Origin of the sequence: Hungatella hathewayi WAL-18680 (assembly GCF_000235505.1) — a bacterium.
In the GTDB taxonomy this organism is placed as follows: domain Bacteria; phylum Bacillota; class Clostridia; order Lachnospirales; family Lachnospiraceae; genus Hungatella_A; species Hungatella_A hathewayi_A.
In genome coordinates this window covers 1,045,529-1,071,499 of record NZ_JH379028.1, presented here as the reverse complement: position 1 = coordinate 1,071,499, position 25,971 = coordinate 1,045,529, and the positions used below count along the sequence as shown (strand labels likewise).

The 25,971-nt window shown below is 49.9% G+C and carries 22 protein-coding genes and 1 pseudogene; 20 read left to right on the top strand and 3 right to left on the bottom strand.

Annotated elements, in window-relative coordinates; genetic code table 11:
* The first annotated feature begins 11 nt into the window (after positions 1–11).
* The 8 genes from HMPREF9473_RS27850 (at position 12) to HMPREF9473_RS20520 (ending at position 10,109) form a co-directional block, all read left to right on the top strand.
* Entirely contained in the window at positions 12–5,600 is a 5,589-nt protein-coding gene (locus HMPREF9473_RS27850; RefSeq protein WP_006782141.1) for a hypothetical protein, read from the top strand.
* Complete coding sequence (locus tag HMPREF9473_RS20550; RefSeq protein WP_006782140.1) at positions 5,590–6,165, top strand: hypothetical protein; 576 nt, start codon at positions 5,590–5,592, stop codon at positions 6,163–6,165. The genes HMPREF9473_RS27850 and HMPREF9473_RS20550 overlap by 11 nt, the downstream gene beginning before the upstream one ends.
* Positions 6,166–6,167: 2 nt before the next feature.
* The gene (locus HMPREF9473_RS26520) at positions 6,168–6,707 is read left to right on the top strand and encodes a hypothetical protein (RefSeq protein ID WP_006782139.1); all 540 of its coding nucleotides are present in this window, start codon (positions 6,168–6,170) and stop codon (positions 6,705–6,707) included.
* 11 nt (positions 6,708–6,718) lie between these two features.
* Positions 6,719–7,330, top strand: coding sequence for a hypothetical protein (locus tag HMPREF9473_RS26515; protein ID WP_006782138.1), 612 nt, complete (start codon positions 6,719–6,721; stop codon positions 7,328–7,330).
* Between the two features lie 51 nt (positions 7,331–7,381).
* Positions 7,382–8,065: a hypothetical protein gene (locus HMPREF9473_RS20535; RefSeq protein ID WP_006782137.1), complete on the top strand. Its 684-nt coding sequence runs from the start codon at positions 7,382–7,384 to the stop codon at positions 8,063–8,065.
* Between the two features lie 59 nt (positions 8,066–8,124).
* Positions 8,125–8,898 carry a hypothetical protein gene (locus HMPREF9473_RS20530; RefSeq protein ID WP_006782136.1) on the top strand — a complete coding sequence of 258 codons (774 nt, stop codon included), beginning with the start codon at positions 8,125–8,127 and terminating at the stop codon, positions 8,896–8,898.
* Positions 8,899–8,949: 51 nt separating this feature from the next.
* A complete protein-coding gene (locus tag HMPREF9473_RS20525) occupies positions 8,950–9,141 on the top strand; it encodes a helix-turn-helix domain-containing protein (RefSeq protein WP_006782135.1) in 192 nt (63 codons plus the stop codon).
* 170 nt (positions 9,142–9,311) lie between these two features.
* Entirely contained in the window at positions 9,312–10,109 is a 798-nt protein-coding gene (locus HMPREF9473_RS20520; protein WP_242830870.1) for a Fic family protein, read from the top strand.
* Between the two features lie 124 nt (positions 10,110–10,233).
* Here HMPREF9473_RS20520 and HMPREF9473_RS20515 read toward each other — a convergent pair whose 3' ends face one another.
* Together HMPREF9473_RS20515 and HMPREF9473_RS20510 are read right to left on the bottom strand one after the other, a co-directional pair.
* Positions 10,234–11,532: a sensor histidine kinase gene (locus tag HMPREF9473_RS20515; RefSeq protein ID WP_006782132.1), complete on the bottom strand. Its 1,299-nt coding sequence runs from the start codon at positions 11,530–11,532 to the stop codon at positions 10,234–10,236.
* Positions 11,533–11,549: 17 nt separating this feature from the next.
* Positions 11,550–12,266 carry a LytR/AlgR family response regulator transcription factor gene (locus HMPREF9473_RS20510; RefSeq protein ID WP_006782131.1) on the bottom strand — a complete coding sequence of 239 codons (717 nt, stop codon included), beginning with the start codon at positions 12,264–12,266 and terminating at the stop codon, positions 11,550–11,552.
* 258 nt (positions 12,267–12,524) lie between these two features.
* Between HMPREF9473_RS20510 and HMPREF9473_RS20505 the strand changes: the two genes are divergently transcribed.
* The 12 genes and pseudogenes from HMPREF9473_RS20505 to HMPREF9473_RS20450 all read left to right on the top strand — a co-directional run bounded on the left by HMPREF9473_RS20505 (position 12,525) and on the right by HMPREF9473_RS20450 (position 24,988).
* The gene (locus tag HMPREF9473_RS20505; RefSeq protein ID WP_006782130.1) at positions 12,525–13,982 is read left to right on the top strand and encodes a sodium:solute symporter family protein; all 1,458 of its coding nucleotides are present in this window, start codon (positions 12,525–12,527) and stop codon (positions 13,980–13,982) included.
* Positions 13,983–14,146: 164 nt separating this feature from the next.
* Positions 14,147–15,061, top strand: a complete 915-nt coding sequence (locus tag HMPREF9473_RS20500) for a YitT family protein (RefSeq protein WP_006782129.1) — start codon at positions 14,147–14,149, stop codon at positions 15,059–15,061.
* 79 nt (positions 15,062–15,140) lie between these two features.
* Positions 15,141–15,872: an acyl-[acyl-carrier-protein] thioesterase gene (locus HMPREF9473_RS20495; protein ID WP_006782128.1), complete on the top strand. Its 732-nt coding sequence runs from the start codon at positions 15,141–15,143 to the stop codon at positions 15,870–15,872.
* Complete coding sequence (locus HMPREF9473_RS20490) at positions 15,865–16,698, top strand: CvfB family protein (protein WP_006782127.1); 834 nt, start codon at positions 15,865–15,867, stop codon at positions 16,696–16,698. Before HMPREF9473_RS20495 ends, HMPREF9473_RS20490 begins: the two co-directional genes overlap by 8 nt.
* Positions 16,699–16,708: 10 nt before the next feature.
* The gene (locus tag HMPREF9473_RS20485; RefSeq protein ID WP_006782126.1) at positions 16,709–17,293 is read left to right on the top strand and encodes a class I SAM-dependent methyltransferase; all 585 of its coding nucleotides are present in this window, start codon (positions 16,709–16,711) and stop codon (positions 17,291–17,293) included.
* 64 nt (positions 17,294–17,357) lie between these two features.
* Positions 17,358–18,197: a YitT family protein gene (locus tag HMPREF9473_RS20480; RefSeq protein WP_006782125.1), complete on the top strand. Its 840-nt coding sequence runs from the start codon at positions 17,358–17,360 to the stop codon at positions 18,195–18,197.
* Between the two features lie 218 nt (positions 18,198–18,415).
* The gene (locus HMPREF9473_RS20475; RefSeq protein ID WP_006782124.1) at positions 18,416–19,528 is read left to right on the top strand and encodes an ABC transporter ATP-binding protein; all 1,113 of its coding nucleotides are present in this window, start codon (positions 18,416–18,418) and stop codon (positions 19,526–19,528) included.
* A 128-nt stretch (positions 19,529–19,656) separates the two neighbouring features.
* Entirely contained in the window at positions 19,657–20,745 is a 1,089-nt protein-coding gene (locus HMPREF9473_RS20470) for a PucR family transcriptional regulator (RefSeq protein ID WP_006782123.1), read from the top strand.
* Positions 20,746–20,809: 64 nt separating this feature from the next.
* Complete coding sequence (gene ftsE / locus HMPREF9473_RS20465; protein WP_006782122.1) at positions 20,810–21,496, top strand: cell division ATP-binding protein FtsE; 687 nt, start codon at positions 20,810–20,812, stop codon at positions 21,494–21,496.
* A pseudogene (gene ftsX, locus HMPREF9473_RS20460) lies at positions 21,486–22,425 on the top strand (permease-like cell division protein FtsX). The gene ftsE and the pseudogene ftsX overlap by 11 nt, the downstream one beginning before the upstream one ends.
* Before the next feature lie 125 nt (positions 22,426–22,550).
* Entirely contained in the window at positions 22,551–23,612 is a 1,062-nt protein-coding gene (locus HMPREF9473_RS20455; protein ID WP_006782120.1) for a murein hydrolase activator EnvC family protein, read from the top strand.
* A gap of 38 nt (positions 23,613–23,650) precedes the next feature.
* Positions 23,651–24,988, top strand: a complete 1,338-nt coding sequence (locus tag HMPREF9473_RS20450) for a S41 family peptidase (RefSeq protein ID WP_006782119.1) — start codon at positions 23,651–23,653, stop codon at positions 24,986–24,988.
* Positions 24,989–25,110: 122 nt separating this feature from the next.
* Here the strand turns inward: HMPREF9473_RS20450 and HMPREF9473_RS20445 are convergent, their stop codons facing one another.
* Entirely contained in the window at positions 25,111–25,959 is an 849-nt protein-coding gene (locus HMPREF9473_RS20445) for an AraC family transcriptional regulator (RefSeq protein ID WP_006782118.1), read from the bottom strand.
* Positions 25,960–25,971 lie beyond the last annotated feature (12 nt).

Sequence of the window (25,971 nt, the reverse complement as noted above, 5' to 3'; positions counted from 1 at the left end):
GAGGGATACAGATGAGCCGCTTTATATTACATACGAAAACGAAGGAGAAAAAATACTTTACATATCTGGCAGCAGGAATCGCGTGTATCCTGCTGATTGCAGCGGGATGCTGTGCGCTGCGGGGAATAGGGACGGCCAGGGCGAAGAGCCGTGAGACAGTATTAATCTATACGGAAGAGGAACTGGAGCAGTATCTTCTGGATAAAAGCAGTGAGGAGTATAACTTAAATGGAAGATACCGGCTGGAAGAGGATTTGGAGCTTGGCTGGATAAGTGGTTCCATAGGGACAAATGTGGAACCATTTACAGGAAGTTTTGACGGAAACGGGCATGTGATAAGCGGGTTGGAAAGACCGCTGTTTGGCGTTTTGAATCAAGCGACGGTGGAAAATTTGTTCTTGAGTGACGTAGTAATTCAACATCCATTTACGTACTTCGACGGCGAATGCTATGTGGATGGATATGGTGCGCTGGCAGCGTATATAGTGGATTCCACGGTTCATAACTGTGGAATGGGTGGAGAAATCTATGTGGCCACTCCATCAGAGGCGGAGTATCAGACAGCGAAGGCCAGTCCGGCGGATGCGGAGGAATTGAAAGGTCCGGGATATGAGGAAGTGCCAAAATCACAGGAGGAGAGTAGTCCGGAAGGGGAAGCGGAGACAGAGGGGACGCCAGGAGACGGAGCAGGAAATAACACAGAAGAAGTGATACAGGATGACACAGGGAAAGAGGATGGGGATGGCGCTGGAGCAGAAGAGAGTGAAAGTACGCAACCAGAAACAGAAAGTTTATGGGAAACAGAGACATCCGTAACTTCCCAGGAAAGTGAAGGTGTTTCTGCTGATTCATCTGAGGGGGAGGAAAACACGCAGGAAACCCAGACAGCAAAAGAAGATGAAACAGGACAGGAGAATCAGACAGCCGAAGAGACTGTTCAGGTAGAGACGGGGCAGGAAGAAACAGGGCAGGAAGAGGAGATACAGACAGATTCCAATACTGAGGCAGCAGTTCCAATGGAGACAGTTGGTTATCAGCCCCATGAACGGCAGAGTTTAACAATGAAGACATATGCCGTTGTTGATAGTCAAGTTGCTGCCGCCGCCAGTGCGTCTGGTGCGGAACAGTCAGCTGAAATTGGGCCGGGGGTGGAACCGGAGAATCCAGTGCCATTTATCTCAACACCATCCGATGCGGACCCATACGATATGACGGTATCTGAGACAGTTCCATTGGAGACGACTATCTTCGCTGCAACGCCATTCGATGCAAACGAGTTGGAAAATCAGATAGAATATGTCGGAAATCCAAACGGCGATATGTTCATACTTGTAACCGCAGAACGCATAGCGGCCGGAGGACTTGTGGCTCAGACAGCCGGGAAGACGCTGATATCAAACAGTTTTTCTCTGGTTACGGCAGGTTCCGGCGTGACAGAGGTTGATACATATGCCGGAGGATTTGTGGGAATTCTGGGTGGAGAGACCCGGGCAGAAAACAGCTATGCTTCCGGACTGGTCGAAAGCAGCGGCGTGACAGGCGGTTTTGCAGCTGTTAATGAGGGAACGATTGAACATTGCTTTTCCACAATGACGATTGGTGAGAATGGAGTGAGCCGGGGGGCATTTATTGCGGAAGGGGATGGAAACTTATCCGCTTGTGCCTATGACAGACAGATTGCCTGTGTCGGGGAACAAGAGAACCAGGAATCAGAATCGACGGTGAAGGGTTTGAATACGATTGAATTAATTGGAACGCAGTCACAGATGCCTGGTACATGGTTTACTGTGGAAAATGCATATCCCCAGATTGAATACTTTGCATTGCATGAAAACAATAGGATTGCGGTCAGTTCCAAAGTATCGGCGGTTGCGCTGGTACTGCCGGAAGGAGTTCGTTTATCAGATGTTTTAAAAACGGGTGAACTTGTTCTGCCTTCCGAGATAGATGGCCAGGAAATCCGGTGGGAGGCGGAAGGCAAAATCAGAATTGATGAGAATAATCAGGTTCTGCCCGATGAAAATGCCGCCATTTCCGGCCATGAAGCGCCAAGAGTTGGAAGCAGCCTGGAATCAAAAGAGGAAGAAACAGACGAATCTATGGAAAAACAAAACATAGAAGAAAATCCGGGCAGCAGCGAGGATTCTGAAAATACCGGTCTGAAGTTAAAAGCCTCCATGGAAAACATATCAAAAAGTTTTGGCTTATTTACATTGAGTAAAGCAGCCACTTACAACAGCTGGAAGGAAGTCGGAGATGGTCTGGAAGAAGGACTCCGGCCGAAACAAAATGCAGAAGGATATTACGAGATATTTAACGGAGCGCAGCTGGCCTGGTTTGCCTGTCAGGTGAATGCCGGGCAGAATACGCTTAATGCAAAGCTGATGGATGACATTGATTTGTACGGATATGGAGTAACTACGCCGGTGACGCCGGATATAAATGATGCCTTGTTGTGGAATCCTATCGGAGCAACAGAAGGAAACCCATACATAGGAATTTTCGATGGAAACAGCCATTTTGTCTCAAATCTAAGGGTGGAAGGAACGAATCTTTCCAACCAGGGGTTTATTGGCAATTTTGCAAATCCGGGAATTGTCAAGGATTTTGGCGTGGCCTCCGGAAAAGTTTGGGCGACATATGATAATGTGGGGGCTGTGATAGGAAACATCATAGATAATACGGCAGCCGGAAACGGCGCCCAGCTGTTGAGATGCTGGAACCGTGTAGATGTAGAGGGGAGGAAGGTGGTAGGCGGGATTGCAGGAATGGCTAGAAACAATAATTTACTGGTGGAAGGATGTTATAACCAGGGAAATATTAAAGCCACCGACCGCCCCAGTGGAATACTCGGGCAGATTGATGTTGGAAACAACATAAATATAAAAGATTGTTATAATACTGGAACTTTAACAGGTACGAGACAGGCGGGAGGGATTGTCGCATTTTTAGCATCGAGTGTGGACACGGTGTTGATAGAGAACTGCTATAATCTGGGAGATATTTCTACTGCTGATGGTTCCTTAGGGGGAATAAATGGATGGATTAATTCCAGTAAAAATGTAACTATGAGAAATTGTTATAACAAAGGAATGATCAGTGGAGACAATTGCGCAGGAGGAATCGCCGCAAGCGTGGTAACCGGTGAAAATTTGCTCATAGAGGAATGCTATAACGAGGGAGACATTGTGGCAACAGGAGGGCGGGCAGGTGGGATCGTGGCCTATGACGAGAGAATGGCAGGTACTACCTACAAAAATTGTTACAACTTAGGAACCATAACAGGAAGCTCCAATATTGGCGGCATTGCAGGAGTTCTTAATCAAAATAATAAGGGGAGCAATAATAAAATCATAAATTGTTTTAATGCGGGAACATCCAGTGCCGGCATTTGCGGTTACAGCTATGGAACCGTGACAAACTGTTATTATGTCAGTAATTTAAGCTCAAATAAAGGAGGCGGTACAATCGCGCAGGCCCAGCCAGTCACCGCAGAGCAGCTTCAGTCATGGGCGGCAGCCTTTGCACTCAATGGACAGAGTCTGGTCCAGAAAGACGAGGCAGATGAAGAGATCGGTTCATGGACTTACAGACCGGGAAGTCTGTATCCGGAATTTTACAATCCCAAAGACGCTGCCACTGAAAAATTGGCTCCCGCAAAAGACTGGGAAGCAATCGGCCAGGGAATCGACACACAATTAATCGGGCCTTTTGGAAGCAGGATAGCGAAACCGGGTGGCAATGGCAGTACGGAATCCTACAAACTGGGAACGGCAGAAGAACTCGCCTGGTTTGCTTATCACGTAAATAAAACGGTGGGGGCAGGTGGAAGCACCGCCAGCGGTTTTGACGCCGATTTGATTTCAGATATTATATTTCCGATTGGAGCGGAGTATGGTGGAACCGCATCAGACCCGGTTCCCTGGGCATCTATCAAAGAATATAGTGGAACATTTGGGGCGGGAAATGCAAAAATATATACAATTTCCAAACTCCATATGGAGTCCGCAGACCAGGCGGGCCTGTTTGGAACGGTGAAAGGAAGTGCGAATATATCAAAGCTTGGTATGATCCAGTCCTCGATCACCGGTCATACGGCCGGAGGAATTGCAGCAGAGGTTGCGGAGCATGCGGTGATTTCCAGATGCTTCAACAAAAGTGCCATATCTGCGCCAGGGACTGGCCAATTCTACATCGGGGGAATTGCCGGAAAGATTTCAGGAAATGGCCGGATTGAAGACTGTTATAACATGGATGCCACAATAAACGGAACGGCGGTAGGCTCTGTGGAATCCTGTGCAGGTGGAATTGCAGGCGGAATCATTGGCAGCGCCGGCAGGGTGTGGAGCAGTTATAGTCTGGACAGCACAGTCAGTATCTCAGGTGCAGCGGGAAAGGCAAAGACGGGCTCGATTGTAGGATTTACAGACACGGCAGGTTGTATTGAACGGTGTTATGCCGTTACCCCTGGAATTGGCAGTGATGGGGCAAATGGGACGAGCCTGGTCAGTAAGGCAGAGATGAAAGAGCAGGCGGTGACCGACAGCCTGAATGTGTCAGGAGAAACCGGTACGGAGCGGTTAAATCAATCCCGTGTCTGGTACACCAGTCTGGCCGGAGAGATGACAAAAGGGTTTCCGACTTTTGAAGCGCCCAGGCAGTTATCGGTAGAATTATCACCGGCAGAAACGATGGAAGGAAGCACCGGGAATTTGACGGCAGAAAGTGATTCGCTGCCTGCCGGTACAAATGTACTGTTCCGTGGAATCCGGTTTGAGAATAGCGGAACCACCGGATATGCGCTTAATCTGATGACAAAGTCTTCTTTCACAGATGCAAAGTTCCGCAGCTATGGACTGAACAGTGCCATCAGCAATCTTGTACTTATGGCTGGAACTGTTGATTTGGCTGAAATCAAAAATCAGGCGTCACTCTCAGAGCCGAAGGCGCAGCTTGCTGCATTTGACAAAATGACGCTGTATAATGCAGCCGCCTATCTGGACAGAAACGACCGCACAATCCTGGTTGACGTATCACACGAAACGACCCGCTATGAGATTCGGGTGAAAATCAAAGCGGTTACAAGCAAAACCCTGAGTTTGATTATCTCAGCGGGGACGACGATTGAACTTCAACCAGGAATTAACCGGAGAGCAGATTCTAATGATGTGGTTGTCACGAATGGCAATGATTACCCGGTAGCTGGGAAAATTACTGCGGTAGAGGTTATGAGGGAACAGGGGAAGATGGAATTAAATCCAATTGCCCCGAATCTCTCTATTGATGACAGTAAGCGGCTGGAAGAGGCAGGGGTAATATTGGGAATCACCGGGGCAAAGGAGAGCTCTGAGACAGTGATTGGAAGTAAAGAATATTATTATAATCCTGTGGCAGGAGAGGCGGATACTCCGTGGCTGTCTTATCAATTAGGGAGCAAAAATACATTCCGTTACCGTTATTTCATGAAGTACAGTCCTCTTTATTTGGGGGAACAGGCTGCCTTTGGTTACAACATTCAATACAGCGCAGCAATTCCTTCAGAGGATGTTCCTGCCGGCACGGCCATTGTTACAGGGGCGGAGGTTGGAAATGGCGGCTGATGAGAAGAGAAAGACTGGAGACAGTCGTAGAAAAAGGAGAAACTCTCATCACACTATTTCAGGGAAATATTACGCCATATGGCTCCTGGCAGGGGGAATCATCATGGGCTGTCTGACGGCTGGGTATGCTGGTACATTTCGTCCGACGGCTTCGCTTCAGGCCCAGGCAGATATATTGCCGGATGGCCGGGCAAAAGAAGGAACCTTGCATGAAACGCAAGGCCAGACTTTAGCGCAGGGAGACTTTTGGGTAGTATTAAACCAGATACCTGTCATGGACGGGGAGACGGGGGAGTGCAATCTTGAGTATGAGAACCCGGAGTCCAACCATTATAGCGCACGGGTCAATCTGTATTTGAAATCTACGGGAGAGCTGCTGGGCGGGACCCGGCGGGTGGATCCTGGGAATTATGTGGAGATTGTTAAATTAAAGACAATGCTGCCGCCAGGAGAATATCCGGTGACGGCCAGGATTGAATTGTTTCAGAATAAGGAACCAGCGGGGGGATTGTCTCTGGATATGACTCTTCGTGTGGAGGAGCCGGAGGGAGGTGGAAACGATTGAGGATGGAAGAGAAGTGGAGGGGGAAGAAGACGGAGACAGTGATTATTCTGGCGGCAGCGTTCTGTGTGGTGGTGGCGTGCGTGTCTATCTATACGGTAAGTTCCATAGCCCGCCAGCGGCCGCCTCAGACAGAACCGGCATCCGGACTGGTTGCAGAAGCCAATGTAAAGATAGGAACCTTGAATAACATGGAGGGAAGGCAGGAGGAACTGGACGAGATTGTCAAGGAAGGTTTGATTACATTTTCCATCAATGCCACACCAAGTTTACAGACAGGAGACAGTGAGGCAAACCTGTTGATTGAGAATCCACCGGATAATGGAACCCGGTTTACAGTCACGATTACCCGTGATGATACCGGTGAGGAAATCTATCAATCCGGTTATCTGGACCCGGAGCAGTACATTGACAAGACGCCGCTGGATGTAGTGCTGCCAAAAGGGGAATATCCCTGCACGGCCTCCTTTAATTCATATCGGATAAAGGATAGCAGTTATCTGGGACGCGCGGCGGCGAAGATTACGATTTATGTACTAAACTGACGGAGGGACTTATGGAAAAAAATTCTGGTAGACAGGAAAAGCCAGGCCATGAAGGGATACCGGATGGACAGGGAAATCTGGGACGTGGAAGAAAGAACAGCGGGGGTCCCGGACGGTTCTTGCCCTGGGTATTGATAGGGATACTCCTTCTGGTGGCTGTCTCGCTGGGAGCCATGCTGCTGATGAGAGACAAAACGCCGGAAGCGAAAGAGCGGCTGGACTATGAAGCGAATGTGGCAGCTGGTGACATTCCCGGCAAATCGAAGGAGGAGCGTCAGCGCGAACTGGATTCCATTGTGGAAGAAGGGATGCTGGCCATGTCGATCAATGCGACTCCCAGCGGAAAAGGAACCGGAAAGGACCGCTCTGTGAATTGGCTGATTGAAAATCCCTCCAACCAAGGGAAACTCATCCGTGTGGAGGTATCCCGTGATGACACCGGGGAGAAGATTTATGAGACTGGGGCCATTAAACCGGGAAATTATGTGGAGACTGCCCCGCCCAGTGTGGAACTGCCTGTGGGAGAATACGACTGCACGGCCCGCTTTTACACGTACCGCCTGGAGACCGAAGAGTATATCGGACAGGCGGCGGCCAAAATCAGGCTGGTGATCTATGAGTGACAGGGATGGCAGGAAGAAATGTAAAGATAGGAATCGAAAGGGGGGATTATTTTGAAAAACAGAAAATCTGCACAGCGTCTGGTGTGGGGGCTGGCATTGTGTCTTCTAGGTCAATACGGGGCAGTACCTGTCTATGGCGGGGAACCGGCAAATAGAACACAAAGAAACGGAGTCGTGACCAGCGATATCGAATTGGACCCAAATGACGGAAGTATCCCAGTCCCAGTAGAAATGAATGCAAATATCACAGCCTCGTTGATTTCAGTCAGCCTGCCAGCAGATGGATTTGAGTTCACTGTAAACCCGGCTCAGGAGTTTGACATCAGCAGGCCGTCAGCCCAGATTACCAGCCCGGATGTAACAGTAGTAAATCATTCGGTGGTGCCGGTAAAACTGGAGATCGCCAGTGTTCCGGAAGTGGAGGATGTCAAGTTTTCGGATAAGTTTTCAGACTACGTGGAGCAGTCGTTTCAGCTGGTAGACCGCATATCAGGCGTAGGGCCGCCGGGAACCGCCATCCTGGTACTGGGAACCCAGGACAGGCAGTACGGCAGCAGTGAGGATTTTGAACACTATGCCATCTGTCCCGGACGAACAGGAATCTTCGTGGCGGAAATACCAGCCGAGCAGGAGACGGTGATAAAACTATATGGAAAAGTTGCACCCGACTTTTACGGGGAATATGAGTTTACCGTAAAGCCAACCTTAAAAATCAGTGCAGCCAGGGCCGATTGAGCCCGCTGATTTATATAAACAACAGGCAAGGAAAAAAGGATAGTAAGGAGGAAAAGGAAATGAGAAGTAAGAGAACAAAGAGGGCAAAGATGACAAAGAAAATGACAGCATTGATGCTGTCGGCAGTCATGTCAACCGTATGGGCGGGGACCGCTTTTGCAGAACCGGTGAATATCCCGATGGAAACGGTATCAGGACCAGGTGATAATACGACGATGACGCTGACAGGAGTAGTGAAGGTAACCACCCTGAAAGTAACAATACCAACAGCAGTTACCTTTGACATTGACATGACAGCAGTGCCGTCAGCGCCTGCGGCAGAGGATACAACAGCTGCGGCTAAAATGCAAAAAGTAAATCCCCAGGTAGGTCAGCCGGACCCAGATGTATATAAGATCACAAACCAGTCAGCATCCAGCGTCTGGGTGTATGTGAACGAGGTCAGCGTAGAAGGGGATGCCGGAGGGACAGCGCCAACACTGGTCACAGCCTACGAGACAATGTTCGCGAATCCCAACAATGTCATGTTTACGTTAAAAGATGCCAAGGATGACAGCACCCCGCTTACAGTGACTGGAACTGAGGGGACGAACATGAAGATTGGAACTGAGGGGGCAGATGGTGACTGGATGGTGGCAGGCAGTAAGGATTATTATCTGAATGCAAATAAAGGAAAATTGGTAGCAGCAGATCAGGCCACATCAATGGGGAAAGAAAATGAAATGGGCCTGAGAATCTATGCCTACACCAGAAAAGGCTGGCAGGCCGGAAACAGCTTTAAAGTGAAACCTGTCTTTACCGTATCCGTAACAGAGCCGGGCTCAGCCACGTAAGTAAAGTGAAGTGAAATACGTAAAAATCAAAATTGGAAGGAGAATGAATATATGGCAACAAGAATCCCATGTACCCCCTTTGGAAAGAAAATGAAAATCGCCATGGTAGAACAGGACATCCCCCAGCAGGAACTGGCAAAACGGTTAGGAATAGCGAATTCCACAGTGAGCGACATCATTTACGGCCGCAACCAGTGTGAGCGCACGAAGATGCGGATTGCGGAAACTTTAGGAATTCATTAACAGATATCTACATCAATCATAGGGAGGGAATGTTTGTGCGGCGGCATTAACATTCCCTTCTTTTTTCATGCCCTTGACCGGTATTGTTCCGATAGACACAAAGTATCGTTCCGATGACGTTGCTATTGTTCCGAAAGTGGGGTATACTAATGATAGAAATGAGGTGTAGAATGATGTATATATCCGTAAAACAGGCCGCAGAGAAATGGGGCATTTCAGATAGACGAGTGCGAATCCTATGCTCGGAAGGTAAAATTCCAGGCGTTATCCGTGAGGGGCGTAGCTGGAGGATTCCGGCAGAGGCTGAAAAGCCGGAGGACGGACGTTATAAGTCCGCAGAAAATCTGCTTGAGAGGATTGACAGGAAGAAAACAGAGTTGGATTCCAGACGCCCTTTGACGGAGGGAGAGGCGGAACGGTTGACGGAGGAATTTGCGGTGGAGTATACCTATAACTCCAACGCCATCGAGGGGAATACACTGACACTGCGTGAAACCGACCTGGTGCTGCGTGGTCTGACAATTGACCAGAAACCGTTGAAGGATCATATGGAAGCAGTTGGGCATAAGGAAGCGTTTGATTTTGTGCGGGACTTGGTGAAAACTCAGGAACCATTGTCGGAGCGTATTATAAAGCAGATTCATTATCTGGTGCTGGCAGATAAAAGGGAGGACCGGGGTGTTTATAGAAGGGTTCCGGTAAGAATTATGGGGGCAAAGCATGAGCCTGTACAGCCGTATCTTATTCAACCGAAGATGGAGCAGCTGCTGGAGTCCTATAACAATAGTAAAGAGCATATCATTCCCCGGCTTGCACGGTTTCATATAGAATTTGAAGGTATTCATCCCTTTATCGACGGTAATGGCCGCACAGGACGGCTGCTTGTAAATTTGGAGTTAATGAAGGCCGGATATCCGCCGATTGATATTAAATTTACAGACCGTATTGCTTATTACAATGTCTTTTGATGAATACCATAGTAAAACATAATCTAGGAGCCATGGAAAAGTTATTTGCGGGATATGTGAATGAACGTTTAGATAGTTACCTCGTAATGTTGGAAGAATCGGTGCACAAATGACATTTTGTCACCTATCCCCGCACCCCAATCTTCACCATAGCCGTAAACATCGTATCATTGTAGTCAATGTCGAACTCATCCCCAGGCTGGTTTAAGATGCGGCGGACACTTAGGAGGCCCAGGCCGCCATCGGGTTTGGTGGAGAGGAAGGTTTCGTGGTCTAAGTGGAGGTGGCCGTTGTAGGTGTTTTCGACCAGGAGCAGGAGGTGGTTCTCCAGCCAGCGGGCGCGGAAGGAGATGTGGCGGGCGGAGGGGAGTTTTAGGCAGGCTTCGATGGCGTTGTTGATTAAGTTGCCGGTGACGATGCACAGGGTTAAGTCGTCGATGGGAATGTGGGAGGAGATGTCCAGTTCGGTTTGGAAATCGATTCCGTTCTGGCGGCATTTGGCGGCGCTCTCCTGTAAGAGGCCGTTGACAGCGCGGTTTTCGCAGAAGTACTCCTCGGCGGTCTCCTCCATCTCGCGGTGGAGGTAGGCCAGGTACTGCTTCTGGGCATCCAGGTCCATGTGCTCCAGGGCGTGGATGTGGTGGCGGAAATCGTGGCGGATGATGCGCACCTGCTCCATATGCTCCAGCATCTGGTTGTAGCGCTCCCGCTGGCTGTCGATCAGTTTTCTGGCAAAACTCAATTCCTCCTCGGTCTTTCTCCTTGTCACAATGCCGGCGGTGCTGCTCAGTATCATCACGTACAGAATCAGTATCATGACGCAGAGGGCGAGATAGAAAATGATATCCTGAAAGCCCCTTACGGCCAGCACGGCGGGGGAGAAAATGGTGGAGGTTCCGTACAGAATAATCGCCAGGGCGGCGGCCGGATAGCCCAGAAGCAGCAGGCAGGAGCGGCTGGTCAGCTGGGCGAAAAGGCGTTCCGTCACCTCTTTCAGCCAAAAGCGGACAAACAGATAGACACTGCAGGCCGACAGAAAGGATACAATGACGCCCACTTGAAGAGAGGTCAGATTTCCGGCGCCCCGCAGGACCCAGGCGGCAAACGCATTCAGAGAATTTGACAGGGCGGCCAAAAGCCAGGCGGAGAGATAGAGAAATGCCTTTTTTAACAGACTTCCGTCAAAGAAGATGAGCAGCACCAGAAAAAACAGGCAGGAAAAGACGCCGCTGAACAGAAGAAACTGGGTCTCATTCATGTGAAACAGGGACTGCATGGAGATCATGACCACCCACAGATAGACGGAGACCGCCGCAATATTTTCCCGGTTCTTCTGCCTGGGTTCCAGACAGAGGAAGATGGGCATCATGCGGACGGCCAGATTAATCAGATTGAGAAATACGGCACAGGCGTTATCGTTCATGGAAACCTCGCTTGTTATTATTTTAACAGATAGTGGTAATACATGTGTTTGCTCTGCTTGTAATTGTTGCGGGAGATGGGAATCTGCCTGCCGTTTAACGTGACAAAGCAGTCGGCTTCCATCCGGCTCACCTGGGAAAGGTTGATGAGATAGCTCTGGTGGCAGCGCAGAAATCGGGACTGTCCGTCCAGGGATTCCAGTTTTTCCTGAAGCTCCTGGAGTTTCTGGTGTACCGTCAGCATTTCCCCGTCATCCAGAACGACGTTCACCTGGTGCAGGCGGCTCTCCAGATAGGCGATCCGCTTCAGGGGAAGAGCCACGGGGACACGGTTGTGAAGCACTTCGATGGCGGGTTCCTCCGGGGCCAGATACTGGGCCTCCACCCGGGTGATGGTTTCGCGGAAGTTGGACTCCTCAATGGGCTTTAACAGAAATCCGGCGGCATTGACCCGGTATCCGTCCACGGCGGATTCCAGGGACGAGGTGATAAACACAATCACCGGTCTGCGTCTGCGCTTTAAGAGCCGCTCAGCGGCCTGCATTCCGCTCATATCCGGCATGATGACGTCCAGAAGATATAAATCATAGTCCCGGCCGTCGGACAACAGCGTTTCGGCTTCCTCAAAGACGGAGACGTCCACCTCTCGCTCCCGTTTCTTAAAATATTCTTTTATCAGCTGACAGGACTTATCTCTGTCCTCTTTTGCGTCGTCGCAGATGGCGATAGAAAGCATCCTGAATCCCCTTTTCCGGAAAGCATTTGTTAACTTCTATTTTATGGACAAATATGGGAGAAGTCAAGTGTGGGAATGAAGGTGCAGAACTGGTAGAAAACCTGCAAAATCGGTACTTTCGCTGCGCAATTCTTCATGATAAACTGGAACTATAAGCACAGGGCATATCGGAATGAATGTTCTGCGAACGGGCCGCGCTGCGTGCGGTGAAGATATCAAATGGGTATCCAATATTTTGAGAACACAGGAGGGGGTTTTATGGGGTCTAACATTATTGTAACGGTGATTGTGGTGATCTATCTGCTGTTTATGCTGTGGATTGGCTGGTATTCGTCCACCAAGATTTCCAGCAACACGGATTTCATGGTAGCCGGGCGGCGGCTTGGACCGCTGTTGATGGCGGGGACGCTGGCGGCCACGGAGATTGGCGGCGGCAGCTCTCTGGGCGTGGTGCAGAACGGAATGTCCGGCTACGGGCTCAGTGCATCCTGGTACATTACCACCATGGGAATCGCATTTATTATTCTCAGTTTTATCGCACCGAAATTCCGGGCGGCTACGGTGAAGACGGTGCCGGAATATTTCCGCAGGAGATACGGGAAATCCTGTGGGCTGATTACGGCCATCATCATGCTGCTTCCCCTGGTGGGTCTGACGGCAGGACAGTTTATCGCCTCGGCAGTTATTCTCTCCACCATGCTGGGAATCAACTATCAGGTGGCGGTGATTATTGTGGCTGTGGTGGTGACGGTCTACTCGATTATGGGCGGTCTGTGGAGCGTGACGCTGACAGACTTTATCCAGGTATTTCTGATTGTCATCGGCATGATTATCGCGGTGCCGTTTGCCCTGAATTATGCAGGCGGCTGGGGCAATGTGACGGCCAATATCCCGGCGGGGACGATGAACCTGTTCGAGGGGTATGACTTGTTCGGCATCATTTCCCTGGTTATCATGTACACGGCGACGTTCTCCGTGGGGCAGGAAGCGGTATCCCGTTTCTATGCGGCGAAGGATGAGAAGGCGGCAAAGGGCGGCGCCTGGCTGGCGGCTCTGGTGAACTTTATTTACGCTTTTATCCCGACGATTCTGGGTATTATCGTGCTGGCCCTGATTAATATGGGGAAATTCAGTGCGGACCAGTTTGCGGAGGTGGGAGCCCGTTACGCCCTTCCGGTTCTGGCGATGAACGCCATGCCGGCCATTATCTGCGGTCTGCTGTTCGCGGGAATCATATCGGCAACCATGTCCAGCTCCGACTCGGATTTGCTGGGGGCCGGTTCCATCTTTGCCAATGACATTTATAAGGCGATCTTAAAGCCGGATGCATCCAGCAAGTCGGTGATGAGCGTCACCAAGATAGTGATGTGTCTGGTGGGCTTGACCAGTATGTTTATCGCCCTGTTCAATACCCAGAGCATTGTCTCTATCCTGATGTTCTGCTTCACCCTCCGGGCGGCCGGCTCCTTCTTCCCCTACGTGATGGGGCATTACTGGAAAAAAGCCTCCGCGGCGGGCACCATCGCGTCTCTGATAGCAGGCACCATTGTGGTGGTATATTTGGAGCATATTTCCGGTGGAATCCTGTTTGGCATCAAGTTCAGCCAGCCGATTATTCCGGGGCTGGTGGCGGCCTTTATCTGCTTCATCATTTTCTCCTATCTGAAGCCGCCGGCAGTGGAGACCACGGAACTGGCTCCGGAGGAAGAGGATTAACTGAAAATAGAATTAAATTTGCGAAAATGCTTTCGCTCCCATCCATATGTAATCAGGGTGGGAGCGTTTTTTGTGCTTGCATTATTCCGGCGCTCATTATACTATGATAGAAGGCAGTTTATGTGTTAGAACCGCTGTTAATATAGTGGTGTGGGAGGTTTTCGATGGAGAGTAAAGAACTGGTATCTGATTTGTATAAGGAAAATCTGGAAAAGAGCAAGGGGAATCAGAAGTTTCGGGACGGGCTGGCGCTGGTCTGTATTCTGCTTGGCAGTGTGCTGGTGGCGGTGAACTTAAATACCTTTGTGGAACAGGGGGAGCTGGTGCCGGGAGGGTTTTCGGGGCTGGCGAAGCTGATTCAGAGGGTTGGACTGTTTTATTTTGATGTGAGAATACCGTTTACGCTGTTGAATGTGCTGTTTAACGCGGTGCCGGCGGTGTTTGCCTACCGGATTGTGGGGAAGAAGTTTACGATTCTCTCCTGCGTCAGCCTGCTGACCGTATCGGTGCTGGTGGACCAGCTGCCGGTGGTTCCGGTGACGGGCGATATTCTGTTGATTGCGGTGTTTGGAGGAATCTTAAATGGTCTGGGCATGAGCCTGATTCTCAACAACCGGGCCAGCGGCGGCGGAACGGATTTCATCGCCATGTGCCTGTCTACCAAGTATAAGATATCCACGTTCAACTATATGCTGGGCTTCAGCGCGGTGATTATTCTCATATCCGGCGCGCTGTTTGGAATGGACAAGGCTTTGTACTCCATCATTTTCCAGTTCTGTAACACCCAGGTGATCAATGCGCTGTACAAGAAGTATAAGAAGAAAACGCTTCTGATCGTGACGGACAACCCGGCGGCCGTGTCGGCGGACCTGCTGGAGATCACCAACCACAGCAGCACCATCATCAAGGGCTTCGGCTCCTATTCAGCCAACAAGAAGTATATTCTGTACACGGTTTTGTCCGACGGGGATGTAAAGAAGATGAAGAAACGCATCCGGGAAGCCTACCCGGACACCTTCGTCAATGTGCTGAATTCCAGCGATGTGGTGGGGAATTTTTATATTCAGCCGTTGGAGTAAGCCACCTCCATCCCCTAGACAATTTGCCGGAAATACTATATAATGGTAATAATTTTCGGTGGAAAGGGAGCTAAAGGAGATGTATCAGTTTGACAGCAGGGTCAGGTATAGTGAAACCGATGAGCAGGGGAAACTTTCTCTGACGGGGATTATCAATTATCTTCAGGATTGCTCGACATTTCAATCAGAAGATATCGGGCTTGGGGTTCAGTATCTGAAGGATAACCACCGGGCGTGGTGGCTGTCGTCCTGGCAGATTGTGATTGACCGCTATCCGAGGCTGGGAGAAGAGATTGTAATCAGTACGTGGCCCTATGATTTTAAGGGGATTTACGGGTATAGGAATTTCACGATTCAGGATAAGAGCGGGACGTATCTGGTGCGGGCCAATTCGGTCTGGTTCTTTTTCGACACGGAGGCGGGGAGACCGGTCCGGGTCCGGGAGGAGAACGTGCGGGGATACGGAAGCGGGGAAGAGAAGCTGGCCATGGACTATGCGCCCCGGCGGATTGAGGTGCCGGCGGAGTATGAGACCAGGGAGCCGGTGGTGGTGGCCAGGCATCATCTGGATACCAACCACCACGTGAACAATGCCCAGTATGTGGAAATAGCCAGGGAGTTTCTGCCGGAGCTTAAAATCGGGGAAATCCGGGTAGAATATAAGAAAGCGGCGGTTCTGGGGGACGTGATAACCCCTCATATCAGCAGGAACGGGGAGGGATATACCGTGTCCCTCTGTGATAAGGAAGGTTCCCCTCACGCCATCATCTGGCTGAGGGAGCAAAAAGCGGGAAAGGAAAACAATGATTGAATTAGGGAAAAGACAAAAACTGAAGGTTGTCCGCATGAAGGAATTTGGAGTGTACCTGGGAGAACATGAGGGAGATGAAGCGGCGGTGCTTCTGCCGAAGAAACAGGTGCCGGAAGGGACGAAGTTGGGAGATGAGCTGGAGGTTTTCATCTACAAGGATTCGGAGGACAGGCTGATTGCCACCACGGGAGTGCCAAAGCTCCAGGTTGGAGAGGTGGCTGTTTTGAAGGTCAAAGAGGTTGGAAAGATAGGCGCGTTTCTGGACATGGGTCTGGAGAAGGATTTGCTTTTGCCCTTTAAGGAGCAGAATCACAAGGTGCGCCAGGGAGAGGACTGTCTGGTGGCTCTGTACATCGACAAGAGCAAGCGGCTGGCGGCCACCATGCGGGTGTATTCCTACATGAGCAGCGAATCCCCTTACCAGAAGGACGATAAAGTGACCGGCACGGTCTATGAACTGAATGAGAATCTGGGTGCCTTTGTGGCGGTGGATAACCGGTATTACGGTCTGGTTCCCAAGAAGGAATTATATGGAAATATTCACGAAGGCGACATCATCACGGCCCGTGTCATGAAGGTGCGGGATGACGGCAAACTGGATTTAAGCCCCAGGGAGAAAGCCTACGTGCAGATGGATACGGACTCGGAGCTGGTATTGAAGGTGATTGACGAGTTTGACGGCGTGCTTCCATTTACGGACAAAGCCAATCCGGAGACCATCAAGAGAGAATTCAATATGAGTAAAAATGCATTTAAGCGTGCGGTGGGCCATCTGTTGAAGGAAGGTAAAATCAGAATCACAGAGAAGACCATAGAGAGAGTATAGGAGGTTTCGCTTGGACTCGATAGAATATTATAATAAGTATGCGGCTAAAATATATGAGGACACCGTGGATGTGGACATGAGCGATATCATGAAGGAGTTCCTTGACCAGCTGGAGGAGGGAGATACGATTCTCGATTTGGGCTGCGGTTCGGGACGGGACAGCCTGACTCTCTATGAGCTTGGATATGACGTGACTCCCCTTGACGCGTCCGAGGAGATGTGCAAGCTGGCAGAGATACATACCGGGCTGGATGTGCTTCAGATGACGTTTGAGGAGATGGAGTTTGAGGATGTATTCGATGGTATCTGGGCCTGCGGTTCCCTGCTCCATGTGCCCAAAGGCGAGGTGGAGGGAGTCTTAATCAAGCTGGCGGATGCCCTCTGTGCACGAGGTGTTCTGTATATATCGGTTCAGAAGGGGGACTTTGAAGGGTTCCGCGGGGAACGGTACTTTAGCGATTATACGGAGGACAGTTTAAAAGCGATGCTGAACAGAACAGGTCTATTTGAGATTATCCGGATATGGGAGACGGAGGATGTGCGTTCCACCCACCCGGACACCGTATGGATAAACCTGCTGGCCAGAAAAAAATAACATCAATCATAGCAGACAGCCCTGAAGATATGGGGCTGTCTGTATTGTTTTATAGGAGGTAATGATGAAGAGAAGACCCGTTTACGTAGATTATATGCTGATTGTGCTTGGCTCGTTTATTATCGGATTTGCGATTAAAAATATGTACGACCCGGTGAACCTGGTGACAGGCGGGGCGTCCGGTCTGGCGATTATCATGAAAGAACTGGGGAAAATACCGCTGTGGGTGACCAACACGGTGGTGAATATCCCGTTGTTTCTGGCGGCCTATAAGATAAAGGGATGGAAGTTTATCAAGAGAACGCTAATTGCCACGGCGTCCCTGTCCGTCTCCTTATATGTGCTGCCCTACACGCCGTTTGTGACGGACGATTTGCTGCTGGCGTCCCTGTTTGGCGGGATTGTGACCGGCGTGGGAACCGGTCTGGTGCTTTTGTGCAAGGCCACCACCGGCGGCACGGATATGCTGGCGGTGCTGCTCCACCGGAAATTCCGCCACTACTCCATCGCCCAGATTATCCAGGTGCTGGACGGAATTATCGTGCTGGTGGGCGCCACGGTGTTTGGCATCCGCTTCGCCCTGTACGCTCTGATATCCATTTACGCCCTGGCAAAGATAACCGACGGCATGATTGAAGGTATGAAATTTTCCAAGCAGGCATTTATCATTTCGGACAAGAGCAAGGAGATTGCAGAGACCATCATGACGGAGATGGAGCGGGGCGTCACGGCCCTGGACGCCGTCGGCATGTACTCCGGACTTGGCCGGCAGATGCTGTTCTGCGTGGTTTCCAAGAAGGAAATCGTACAGTTAAAGGAGATTGTACAGTCCCACGACGCGGGTGCATTTGTCATCGTAAATGACGCCAGAGAGGTGTTTGGAGAGGGGTTTATAGAATATTAACATAATTTGGAACCTATTTTCGGTATAATTTTGTGGTTTTGGTCATTTTCAAAATTCCGTATACAGATTAGACAAATAAGGAAAATACTTTTTGGTTAATTACAATATGGTAAAAAATTTCCGTTCGTGTATGATAGCTTTAGAACAAATGAGCGGGAAGTTGTGGGGATGGAACGCTCGAATCCAACACATACACTTATTTTTAGGAGGAGTTTATCATGGCTAGTTTATCACTCAAAAACATAACCAAAGCATACCCGAACGGGTTCGTAGCGGTAAAGGATTTTAACCTGGATATTGCAGATAAAGAGTTCGTTATCTTCGTAGGACCATCCGGATGTGGAAAGTCTACCACACTTCGTATGATTGCAGGTCTGGAGGACATTTCTTCCGGTGAACTGTACATCGATGGCAAGCTGATGAACGATGTAGAGCCAAAGGACAGAGATATCGCGATGGTATTCCAGAACTACGCTCTGTATCCTCATATGTCCGTATATGACAACATGGCATTTGGTCTGAAGTTAAGAAAGACTCCAAAGGATGAGATTGATAAACTGGTTCAGGAAGCAGCAAGAATCCTTGACCTGACTCATCTGTTAGACAGAAAGCCGAAGGCATTATCCGGTGGTCAGAGACAGCGTGTTGCCATGGGACGTGCTATCGTTCGTAACCCGAAGGTGTTCCTGATGGATGAGCCGTTATCCAACCTGGATGCCAAGCTGAGAGGCCAGATGCGTATTGAGATTTCCAAACTGCATCAGAGACTGGAAGCTACTATCATCTACGTAACACATGACCAGACAGAGGCTATGACACTGGGTACCAGAATCGTTGTTATGAAGGACGGTATTGTACAGCAGGTAGATTCTCCTCAGAACTTATATGACAAGCCATGCAACAAGTTCGTTGCCGGATTTATCGGAGCTCCTCAGATGAACCTGGTTGACGCGACAGTTGGCAAGGATGGCAGCGACGTGACTCTGACATTTGGCGGACACACCATCGCTATCCCGGCTGAGAAAGGCAAGAAGCTGGAAGACGGCGGATATATCGGCAAGGTAGTTACTCTTGGTATTCGTCCGGAGGATTTACATGATGAGGAAGCATTCCTGGCATCTTCTCCGAAGAGCGTAATCGATGCTACCATCAGAGTATACGAGCTTCTGGGTGCTGAGGTTTACTTATACTTCGATGTGGATGAGGCAAACTTTACAGCCAGAGTGAATCCACGTACCACAGCAAGAGTTGGCGATACCGTGAAGTTAGGTCTTGACTTAAGCAAGATTCACGTATTTGACAAGGAAACCGAGAAGGTTGTGTTAAACTAATCCAAAGTTGATTTAATATTTATGAATTTTTAGTTAATTTAGGCAAGCAGGTGTCATACCTGCTTGCTTTTTTTATCTTTTTGCATTAAGATAGAATCAGGGTAAATTTACAAAAAGGAGAGTGTTCTATGATTTCAAATCAGATACTTCAAACAACGATTGAAGGATTAAAGGGTATTACCAGAATAGACCTCTGTATCTGTGATACGGAAGGGAAGGTGCTCGCGGCTACATTTCCGGACGCCGAGGAGTATGAGAGTTCCATTCTGGCATTTGTAGATTCTCCGGCAGACAGTCAGGTGATTCAGGGTTACCAGTTCTTTAAGGTATTTGACGAGCATCAGTTGGAATATATTTTACTTGCCAAGGGCGGCAGTGATGACGTTTATATGGTAGGGAAGCTGGCGGCTTTTCAGATTCAGAATTTACTGGTGGCTTACAAGGAGCGTTTTGATAAGGATAACTTTATCAAGAACCTGCTGCTTGACAACTTACTGCTGGTGGATATCTACAACCGGGCTAAGAAACTTCACATTGAGACCAGTGTGAAGCGGGTGGTGTTCCTGATTGAGACAAAGCATGAGAAGGACGTCAACGCGCTTGAGACCGTGCGGAGTCTGTTTGCAACCAAGACCAAGGACTTTATCACCGCTGTGGATGAGAAGAATATCATTCTGGTGAAGGAAGTGAAGGCCGGGGAGACCTACGAGGAGCTGGAGAAGACAGCCAACACCATTCTGGACATGCTGAATACGGAAGCTATGACCAAAGTGCATGTGTCCTTCGGTACCATTGTCAACGAGATTAAAGAGGTGTCCCGCTCCTACAAAGAGGCGAAGATGGCTCTCGATGTGGGCAAGATTTTTTACAGCGACAAGAACGTGGTTGCATACAGCAACCTTGGTATCGGGCGTCTGATTTATCAGCTGCCGATTCCGCTGTGCAAGATGTTTATCAAAGAAATTTTCGACAGCAAGTCCCCGGATGATTTCGACGAGGAGACCTTGACGACCATCAACAAGTTCTTTGAGAACAGCCTGAATGTGTCCGAGACATCGAGACAGTTGTACATCCACAGGAATACGCTTGTCTACCGACTGGATAAGCTGCAAAAGAGCACCGGGCTGGACCTGCGTGTATTTGAGGATGCCATCACCTTCAAGATTGCACTGATGGTTGTGAAGTACATGAAGTACATGGAGAATTTAGACTACTAAGAGACTTGAACTACGAAAAACCAGGACTATCAAATTTAGACGATAAAGGGTACCAGAGGATAATATGATTGAGATTTCAGGTATTAACAAAACATACGATACCGGGAACAGGGCTCTGCGGAATGTCAACATCACAATCGAGGACGGGGAATTCGTGTTTATCGTGGGCCGGAGCGGCTCCGGTAAATCCACCCTCCTTAGGCTGCTGTTGAAGGAAGCGGAGCCCAGCTCCGGTAAAATTATTGTCAATGACATGCACCTGGGCAAAATGCCCAGGCGCTACGTGCCCAAATACCGCAGAAAGCTAGGCATGGTGTTCCAGGACTTCCGCCTGTTAAAGGACAGGAACGTCTACGAGAACGTGGCCTTCGCCCTGCGGATTATCGGCGCACCGACGAGGGTGATTAAGGAGTCGGTGCCTGCCATGCTTCACATGGTGGGGCTGTCTTCCAAGTATAAGTCCTTTCCGCAGCAGCTGTCCGGCGGGGAGCAGCAGAGGGTTGCCATTGCGAGAGCATTGATTAACAACCCGGAAGTGCTTCTGGCGGATGAGCCGACCGGTAATCTGGACAATCACAATGCCATCGAGATTATGAAGCTTTTGGAAGAGATTAATCAGCGGGGAACCACAGTGATTGTCGTGACCCACAGCCAGGAGATCGTTGACAGAATGCAGAAACGGGTGATTACCATGGACAGAGGTGTGGTAGTCAGCGACGAGAAAAAGGGCGGATATACACATGAGGATTAGTACATTTTGGTATTGCCTGAAACAGGGCATTATTAATATATGCAGAAATATCTGGTTTTCGCTGGCGTCGATTGCTACTATTTCTGCGTGTATTTTTTTATTTTGTTTGTTTTTTTCCTTGATTGTCAATATTCAGCACATGGTGAAAGTGGCGGAGACCACCGTCGGTATCACCGTGTTTTTTGACGAGGGAATTACGGATGATGAGATTTCCATGATTGGAAGCCAGATTCAGAGCCGGCCGGAGGTGGAGTCCATTGAATTTACCTCGGCGGAGGAAGCATGGGAGATGACTAAACAGGATTATTTTGAGGGAAATGAGGACTTAGCGGAGGGATTCGCACAGGATAACCCGCTGGCCAACTCGGCCTCCTATCAGATTTTCCTGAATGATATTTCCTATCAGGGCGAAATGGTGGCCTACTTGCAGCAGATCGAGGGCATCCGGAGGGTAAATTATTCCAACACGGCGGCGGAGGGGTTATCCAGCTTCAACCGGGTGATTGGTATTTTGTCCGTGGTGATTATCGGCGTGCTGCTGGCGGTTGCGATTTTCCTTATCAGCAATACGATCAACGTGGCGGCGGCATTTCGGAAGAGTGAGAACGAGATTATGCGGCTGATCGGCGCCACCAACTATATGATACGGGCCCCCTTCGTGGTGGAAGGTGTGGTCCTGGGAGTGATGGGAGCGGTTCTGCCGCTGGTTGCCATGTTCTTCCTGTACCGCCGTTCGGTGGTGTATCTGCTGGAGAAGTTCCAGATTCTTTCCGGGATTTTCCAGTTCCTGCCGGTGGAGACGATTTTCCCATATATGGCCGGGACCGCTATGGTTCTGGGTGTGGGAATCGGATTTTTTTGTAAGTTTCTTTACTATTCGTAAGCATTTGAAGGTAATAAAGTACGGGAGCATGTATAGAAAGTTCTAAGGTGGCGAAGGACGCTGTTAGCCATAGCGCTGGCGGCGGCCTGTGCTTTCCCTGCATACGGTACAAGCTCCGATATCAATAAGGCAAAGGATAAGGCGTCATCTCTGGAGGAAGAGAAAAAGAAGGTGGAGACCACCCTCAAGAATCTGGAAGGACTCAAGGCGGACATGGAGGCTTATGTGAGAGAGCTGGATGCCAGTCTTGAGAGTGTGAGCCAGGAGGTAACAAACCTGGAATGGCAGATTCATGACAAGGAGATGGATATTGAGAGGGCAGGTCAGGAGCTTCTGGGGGCGAAACTGGTGGAACAGCAGCAGTATCAGGCCATGAAACTTCGGATTCAGTATATGTATGAGATGGGAGAGACGAATTTTATCGATATGCTGCTCCAGTCCAAGGACATGGGGCAGTTTCTGAACCGGGCGGAATATATTGCCAGGATTACGGAATATGATAAGAAGAAGCTCGATGAGTACAGGGCGGTAAAAAAAGATATTGCCGGACGCGAGGCGGTTCTGGAAGAGGAGCACGCTGAGCTTATGGAGTTAAAGGATGCCACGGAGATAAAACGGGCGTCCGTGGAGGAGCTTCTGAAGGCCAAGAGGTCGGAGCTGGAAGCGTTTGACGTGCAGATATCCTCTGCCGAGGGGAAGATATCCAAGTATGAACAGGATATCAAGGACCAGGAAGACAGGATCAAGAAGATTGAGGCTGAGATAAAACGAAAAGAGGAAGCGGCGAAAAAAGAAGCGGAGGCCATTGGGAAAAAGTATAATACCACCAGTATTGGGAATATTAAATTTATATGGCCCTGCCCATCCAGTTCGAGAATCACTTCCGAGTTTGGCGCCAGGGAATCACCAACGGAAGGCGCGTCCACCGGCCACAAGGGTATGGACATCGGGGCGGCGTCGGGCAGCAGTATCAGGGCCGCGGCGGCGGGAGAGGTGACAATCTCTACATACAGCTATTCCGCGGGCAATTACATCATGATCAATCATGGCGGCGGAGTCAGTACGGTGTATATGCACTGTTCCCAGCTGCTTGTGTCGGAGGGGGAAACGGTGACACAGGGCCAGGAGATTGCAAAGGTGGGTTCCACGGGAGTTTCCACCGGGCCGCATCTTCATTTTGGCATCCGTGTGAACGGAGATTATGTAAATCCGGCAGGCTTCGTTAGTCCGTAGGGGACACCCGCAGGGAGGCATGCGAGAGGAGACTAGTTATGGAAAACAACAGGAATAACAATAAATTCTGGAAAGGCGTTCTGGTCGGAGCGCTGGTGATGGCATTTGCCGGGCTGATTATCGTGGGATTTTCAGCGGGCATCTTCCTCATCGGGAGAACGGTGATTGACAGCCAGGTTCAGACTGAACAGCTGGAGAATGACGTGTCCGGGGAGGGCGCTGGCCTGGAGCTGGAGCGGATTGCGTCCAAGATGGAGCTGATTCAGCAGATTGTGGGGAAATATTTTCTGTTTGATGAGGATATGAAGGACGTGGAGGACGGCATTTACACCGGACTCATGTATGGGTTGAATGATCCGTATTCCGTTTACTACAATGAGGACGCCTACGATTCTCTGAAGGAGGATACGGCCGGAGTGTACTGTGGAATCGGGGCCATGGTGTCCCAGCAGCGCTCGACCGGCATTATCACGGTCAGCAAAGTGTTCGAGGGGGCGCCGGCGTTTGACGCGGGGATGCTTCCGGGAGACATTCTCTACAAGGTGGATGACGTGGCGGTGACCAGCATGGACCTGGATCTGGTTATCAGCGAGCATATCCGTGGGGAGGAGGGGACCTTCGTTCCCATCACCGTTCTCCGCGGGGAAAATAATGACGAGGTGGAGCTGAAGGTGGAGCGCCGTCAGGTGGTTGTGCCGACGGTGGAGTACCAGATGCTGGAAGACAATGTTGGCTATATCTATATCATGCAGTTTGACACGGTGACCAGCGAGCAGTTTAAGGAGGCCGTGGATGATTTGGAGAGCCAGGGCATGGAGAAGCTGATGGTGGACCTTCGGGATAACCCGGGCGGTGTTCTGGATTCCGTGGTGGAAATGCTGGCCTATATCCTGCCGGAGGATGAGCATGACGGACTGCTCCTCTATACCAGTGACAAGGACGGCAAGGGGGATAGATATTTCAGCAAGGATGGAAAGCTGCAGTGCACCAGCGATTTTGACGAGGTGAATTCCAGCTATCCCAAGGCTGATAACCACGAGCTGGATATGCCTATGGCGATTCTGGTCAATGGAAACTCGGCCAGCGCCTCTGAGGTTTTCACAGGAACTATGATGGATTATGACAGAGCGGTGGTTGTGGGAACACAGACCTTTGGAAAGGGGATTGTCCAGAACCTGATTCCGCTGGGGGATGGGACGGCAGTGAAGCTGACCACTTCCCATTACTATACGCCCAGTGGATTTGATTTGCACAAGGTGGGTCTGAAACCGGATGTGGAGATCGATTTGGATGATGAGCTGAAGAAGAAGGCGGTTGTGCCGCTGGAGGAAGATAACCAGGTGCTGAAGGCGCTGGAGGTTTTGAAGGAAAAGTAATGAGGTAAGAAGTAAGTGTGAATAAATAAGCATGGCTGCTGTAAGATGGAGAATACATGTTGCGGCAGCCATGTCTTTTTTTAATAGAAAGTTTTTTTTGGTAGAAAATTTCCGTAAAAGTTTCAGGAAGGCGTTTCTGATTCTGATTCCGTGGATTTTCTCTTCCGGTATTCGTTGGGCGTCATATTCATCTCCTTGCGGAAGGCCTGCGAAAAGTAGGACTGGGAGGAGAAGCCGACGCTGGAGGCAATCTGGGCGATGGAGAAGTCCGTGGAGGTCAAAAGATTCCGGCTGGACTCCAGGCGTTTCGCGTTTAAGTAGCTGATGGGGGAAAGCCCCGTGTACTTGGTGAAGGCGTGGACCAGATAATACTTGTTCATGTGGGCCATGGCGGCGAGGCTGTCCAGATTGATATTGTCCGCATAGTTGGAATCCAGGTATTGTTTAATCTGTCCGCACTCCTTGGTCATCTTCGTGAAACTGATGGGCGCCGGAACCAGCTTCTGGCGGCGGATAATCTGAATCAGCAGCACGTCCAGCAGGTTCTGGCAGACCAGATGGTAGCCGGGCTGCTTGTCCTGAACCTCTTTTAGAATCAGATTCAGAAGGTTGGACAGCTCGGTCCGCTCCGGGTAGTTGTAGATGTCACGGCTGCTGGATGTCTCCGAATCCAGAAAGGTGATGCCCTCGATGCCCAGCACGATGTATTCCAGCGGGTTGGCATTGTAGGATAGCTCCGTGTGTTCCGTGTTTGGCGGAACAATGATTAAGTCGTTGGGACTGATGGGATAGGTCTTGTTTTCCAGCCAGAATTTGCCCTTCCCGCTTACCACATAAAATAGCTCGGCGAAGTGGTGGGTGTGGGGGATGCTGTTCCAATCTCCCTCGTACTTGGACATGGAGATATAGAGCAGCTTAGAATTCAGCTTCTGGAAATCCTGGGGTTTGATTTCGTAACGGTTTATGCTCATGGGTTTCTATCC

What these genes read in the sequence shown, in the direction of transcription:
- HMPREF9473_RS20480 (WP_006782125.1), top strand. Translation starts at nt 17,358, where the DNA reads ATGAAGAGAAGACCCGTTTACGTAGATTATATGCTGATTGTGCTTGGC.
- HMPREF9473_RS20510 (WP_006782131.1), bottom strand. Translation starts at nt 12,266, where the DNA reads ATGCTTTCTATCGCCATCTGCGACGACGCAAAAGAGGACAGAGATAAG.
- HMPREF9473_RS20450 (WP_006782119.1), top strand. Translation starts at nt 23,651, where the DNA reads ATGGAAAACAACAGGAATAACAATAAATTCTGGAAAGGCGTTCTGGTC.
- HMPREF9473_RS20475 (WP_006782124.1), top strand. Translation starts at nt 18,416, where the DNA reads ATGGCTAGTTTATCACTCAAAAACATAACCAAAGCATACCCGAACGGG.
- HMPREF9473_RS20490 (WP_006782127.1), top strand. Translation starts at nt 15,865, where the DNA reads ATGATTGAATTAGGGAAAAGACAAAAACTGAAGGTTGTCCGCATGAAG.
- ftsE (WP_006782122.1), top strand. Translation starts at nt 20,810, where the DNA reads ATGATTGAGATTTCAGGTATTAACAAAACATACGATACCGGGAACAGG.
- HMPREF9473_RS20515 (WP_006782132.1), bottom strand. Translation starts at nt 11,532, where the DNA reads ATGAACGATAACGCCTGTGCCGTATTTCTCAATCTGATTAATCTGGCC.
- HMPREF9473_RS20500 (WP_006782129.1), top strand. Translation starts at nt 14,147, where the DNA reads ATGGAGAGTAAAGAACTGGTATCTGATTTGTATAAGGAAAATCTGGAA.
- HMPREF9473_RS20550 (WP_006782140.1), top strand. Translation starts at nt 5,590, where the DNA reads ATGGCGGCTGATGAGAAGAGAAAGACTGGAGACAGTCGTAGAAAAAGG.
- HMPREF9473_RS20525 (WP_006782135.1), top strand. Translation starts at nt 8,950, where the DNA reads ATGGCAACAAGAATCCCATGTACCCCCTTTGGAAAGAAAATGAAAATC.
- HMPREF9473_RS20495 (WP_006782128.1), top strand. Translation starts at nt 15,141, where the DNA reads ATGTATCAGTTTGACAGCAGGGTCAGGTATAGTGAAACCGATGAGCAG.
- HMPREF9473_RS27850 (WP_006782141.1), top strand. Translation starts at nt 12, where the DNA reads ATGAGCCGCTTTATATTACATACGAAAACGAAGGAGAAAAAATACTTT.
- HMPREF9473_RS20530 (WP_006782136.1), top strand. Translation starts at nt 8,125, where the DNA reads ATGAGAAGTAAGAGAACAAAGAGGGCAAAGATGACAAAGAAAATGACA.
- HMPREF9473_RS26515 (WP_006782138.1), top strand. Translation starts at nt 6,719, where the DNA reads ATGGAAAAAAATTCTGGTAGACAGGAAAAGCCAGGCCATGAAGGGATA.
- HMPREF9473_RS26520 (WP_006782139.1), top strand. Translation starts at nt 6,168, where the DNA reads ATGGAAGAGAAGTGGAGGGGGAAGAAGACGGAGACAGTGATTATTCTG.
- HMPREF9473_RS20505 (WP_006782130.1), top strand. Translation starts at nt 12,525, where the DNA reads ATGGGGTCTAACATTATTGTAACGGTGATTGTGGTGATCTATCTGCTG.
- HMPREF9473_RS20445 (WP_006782118.1), bottom strand. Translation starts at nt 25,959, where the DNA reads ATGAGCATAAACCGTTACGAAATCAAACCCCAGGATTTCCAGAAGCTG.
- HMPREF9473_RS20470 (WP_006782123.1), top strand. Translation starts at nt 19,657, where the DNA reads ATGATTTCAAATCAGATACTTCAAACAACGATTGAAGGATTAAAGGGT.
- HMPREF9473_RS20520 (WP_242830870.1), top strand. Translation starts at nt 9,312, where the DNA reads ATGATGTATATATCCGTAAAACAGGCCGCAGAGAAATGGGGCATTTCA.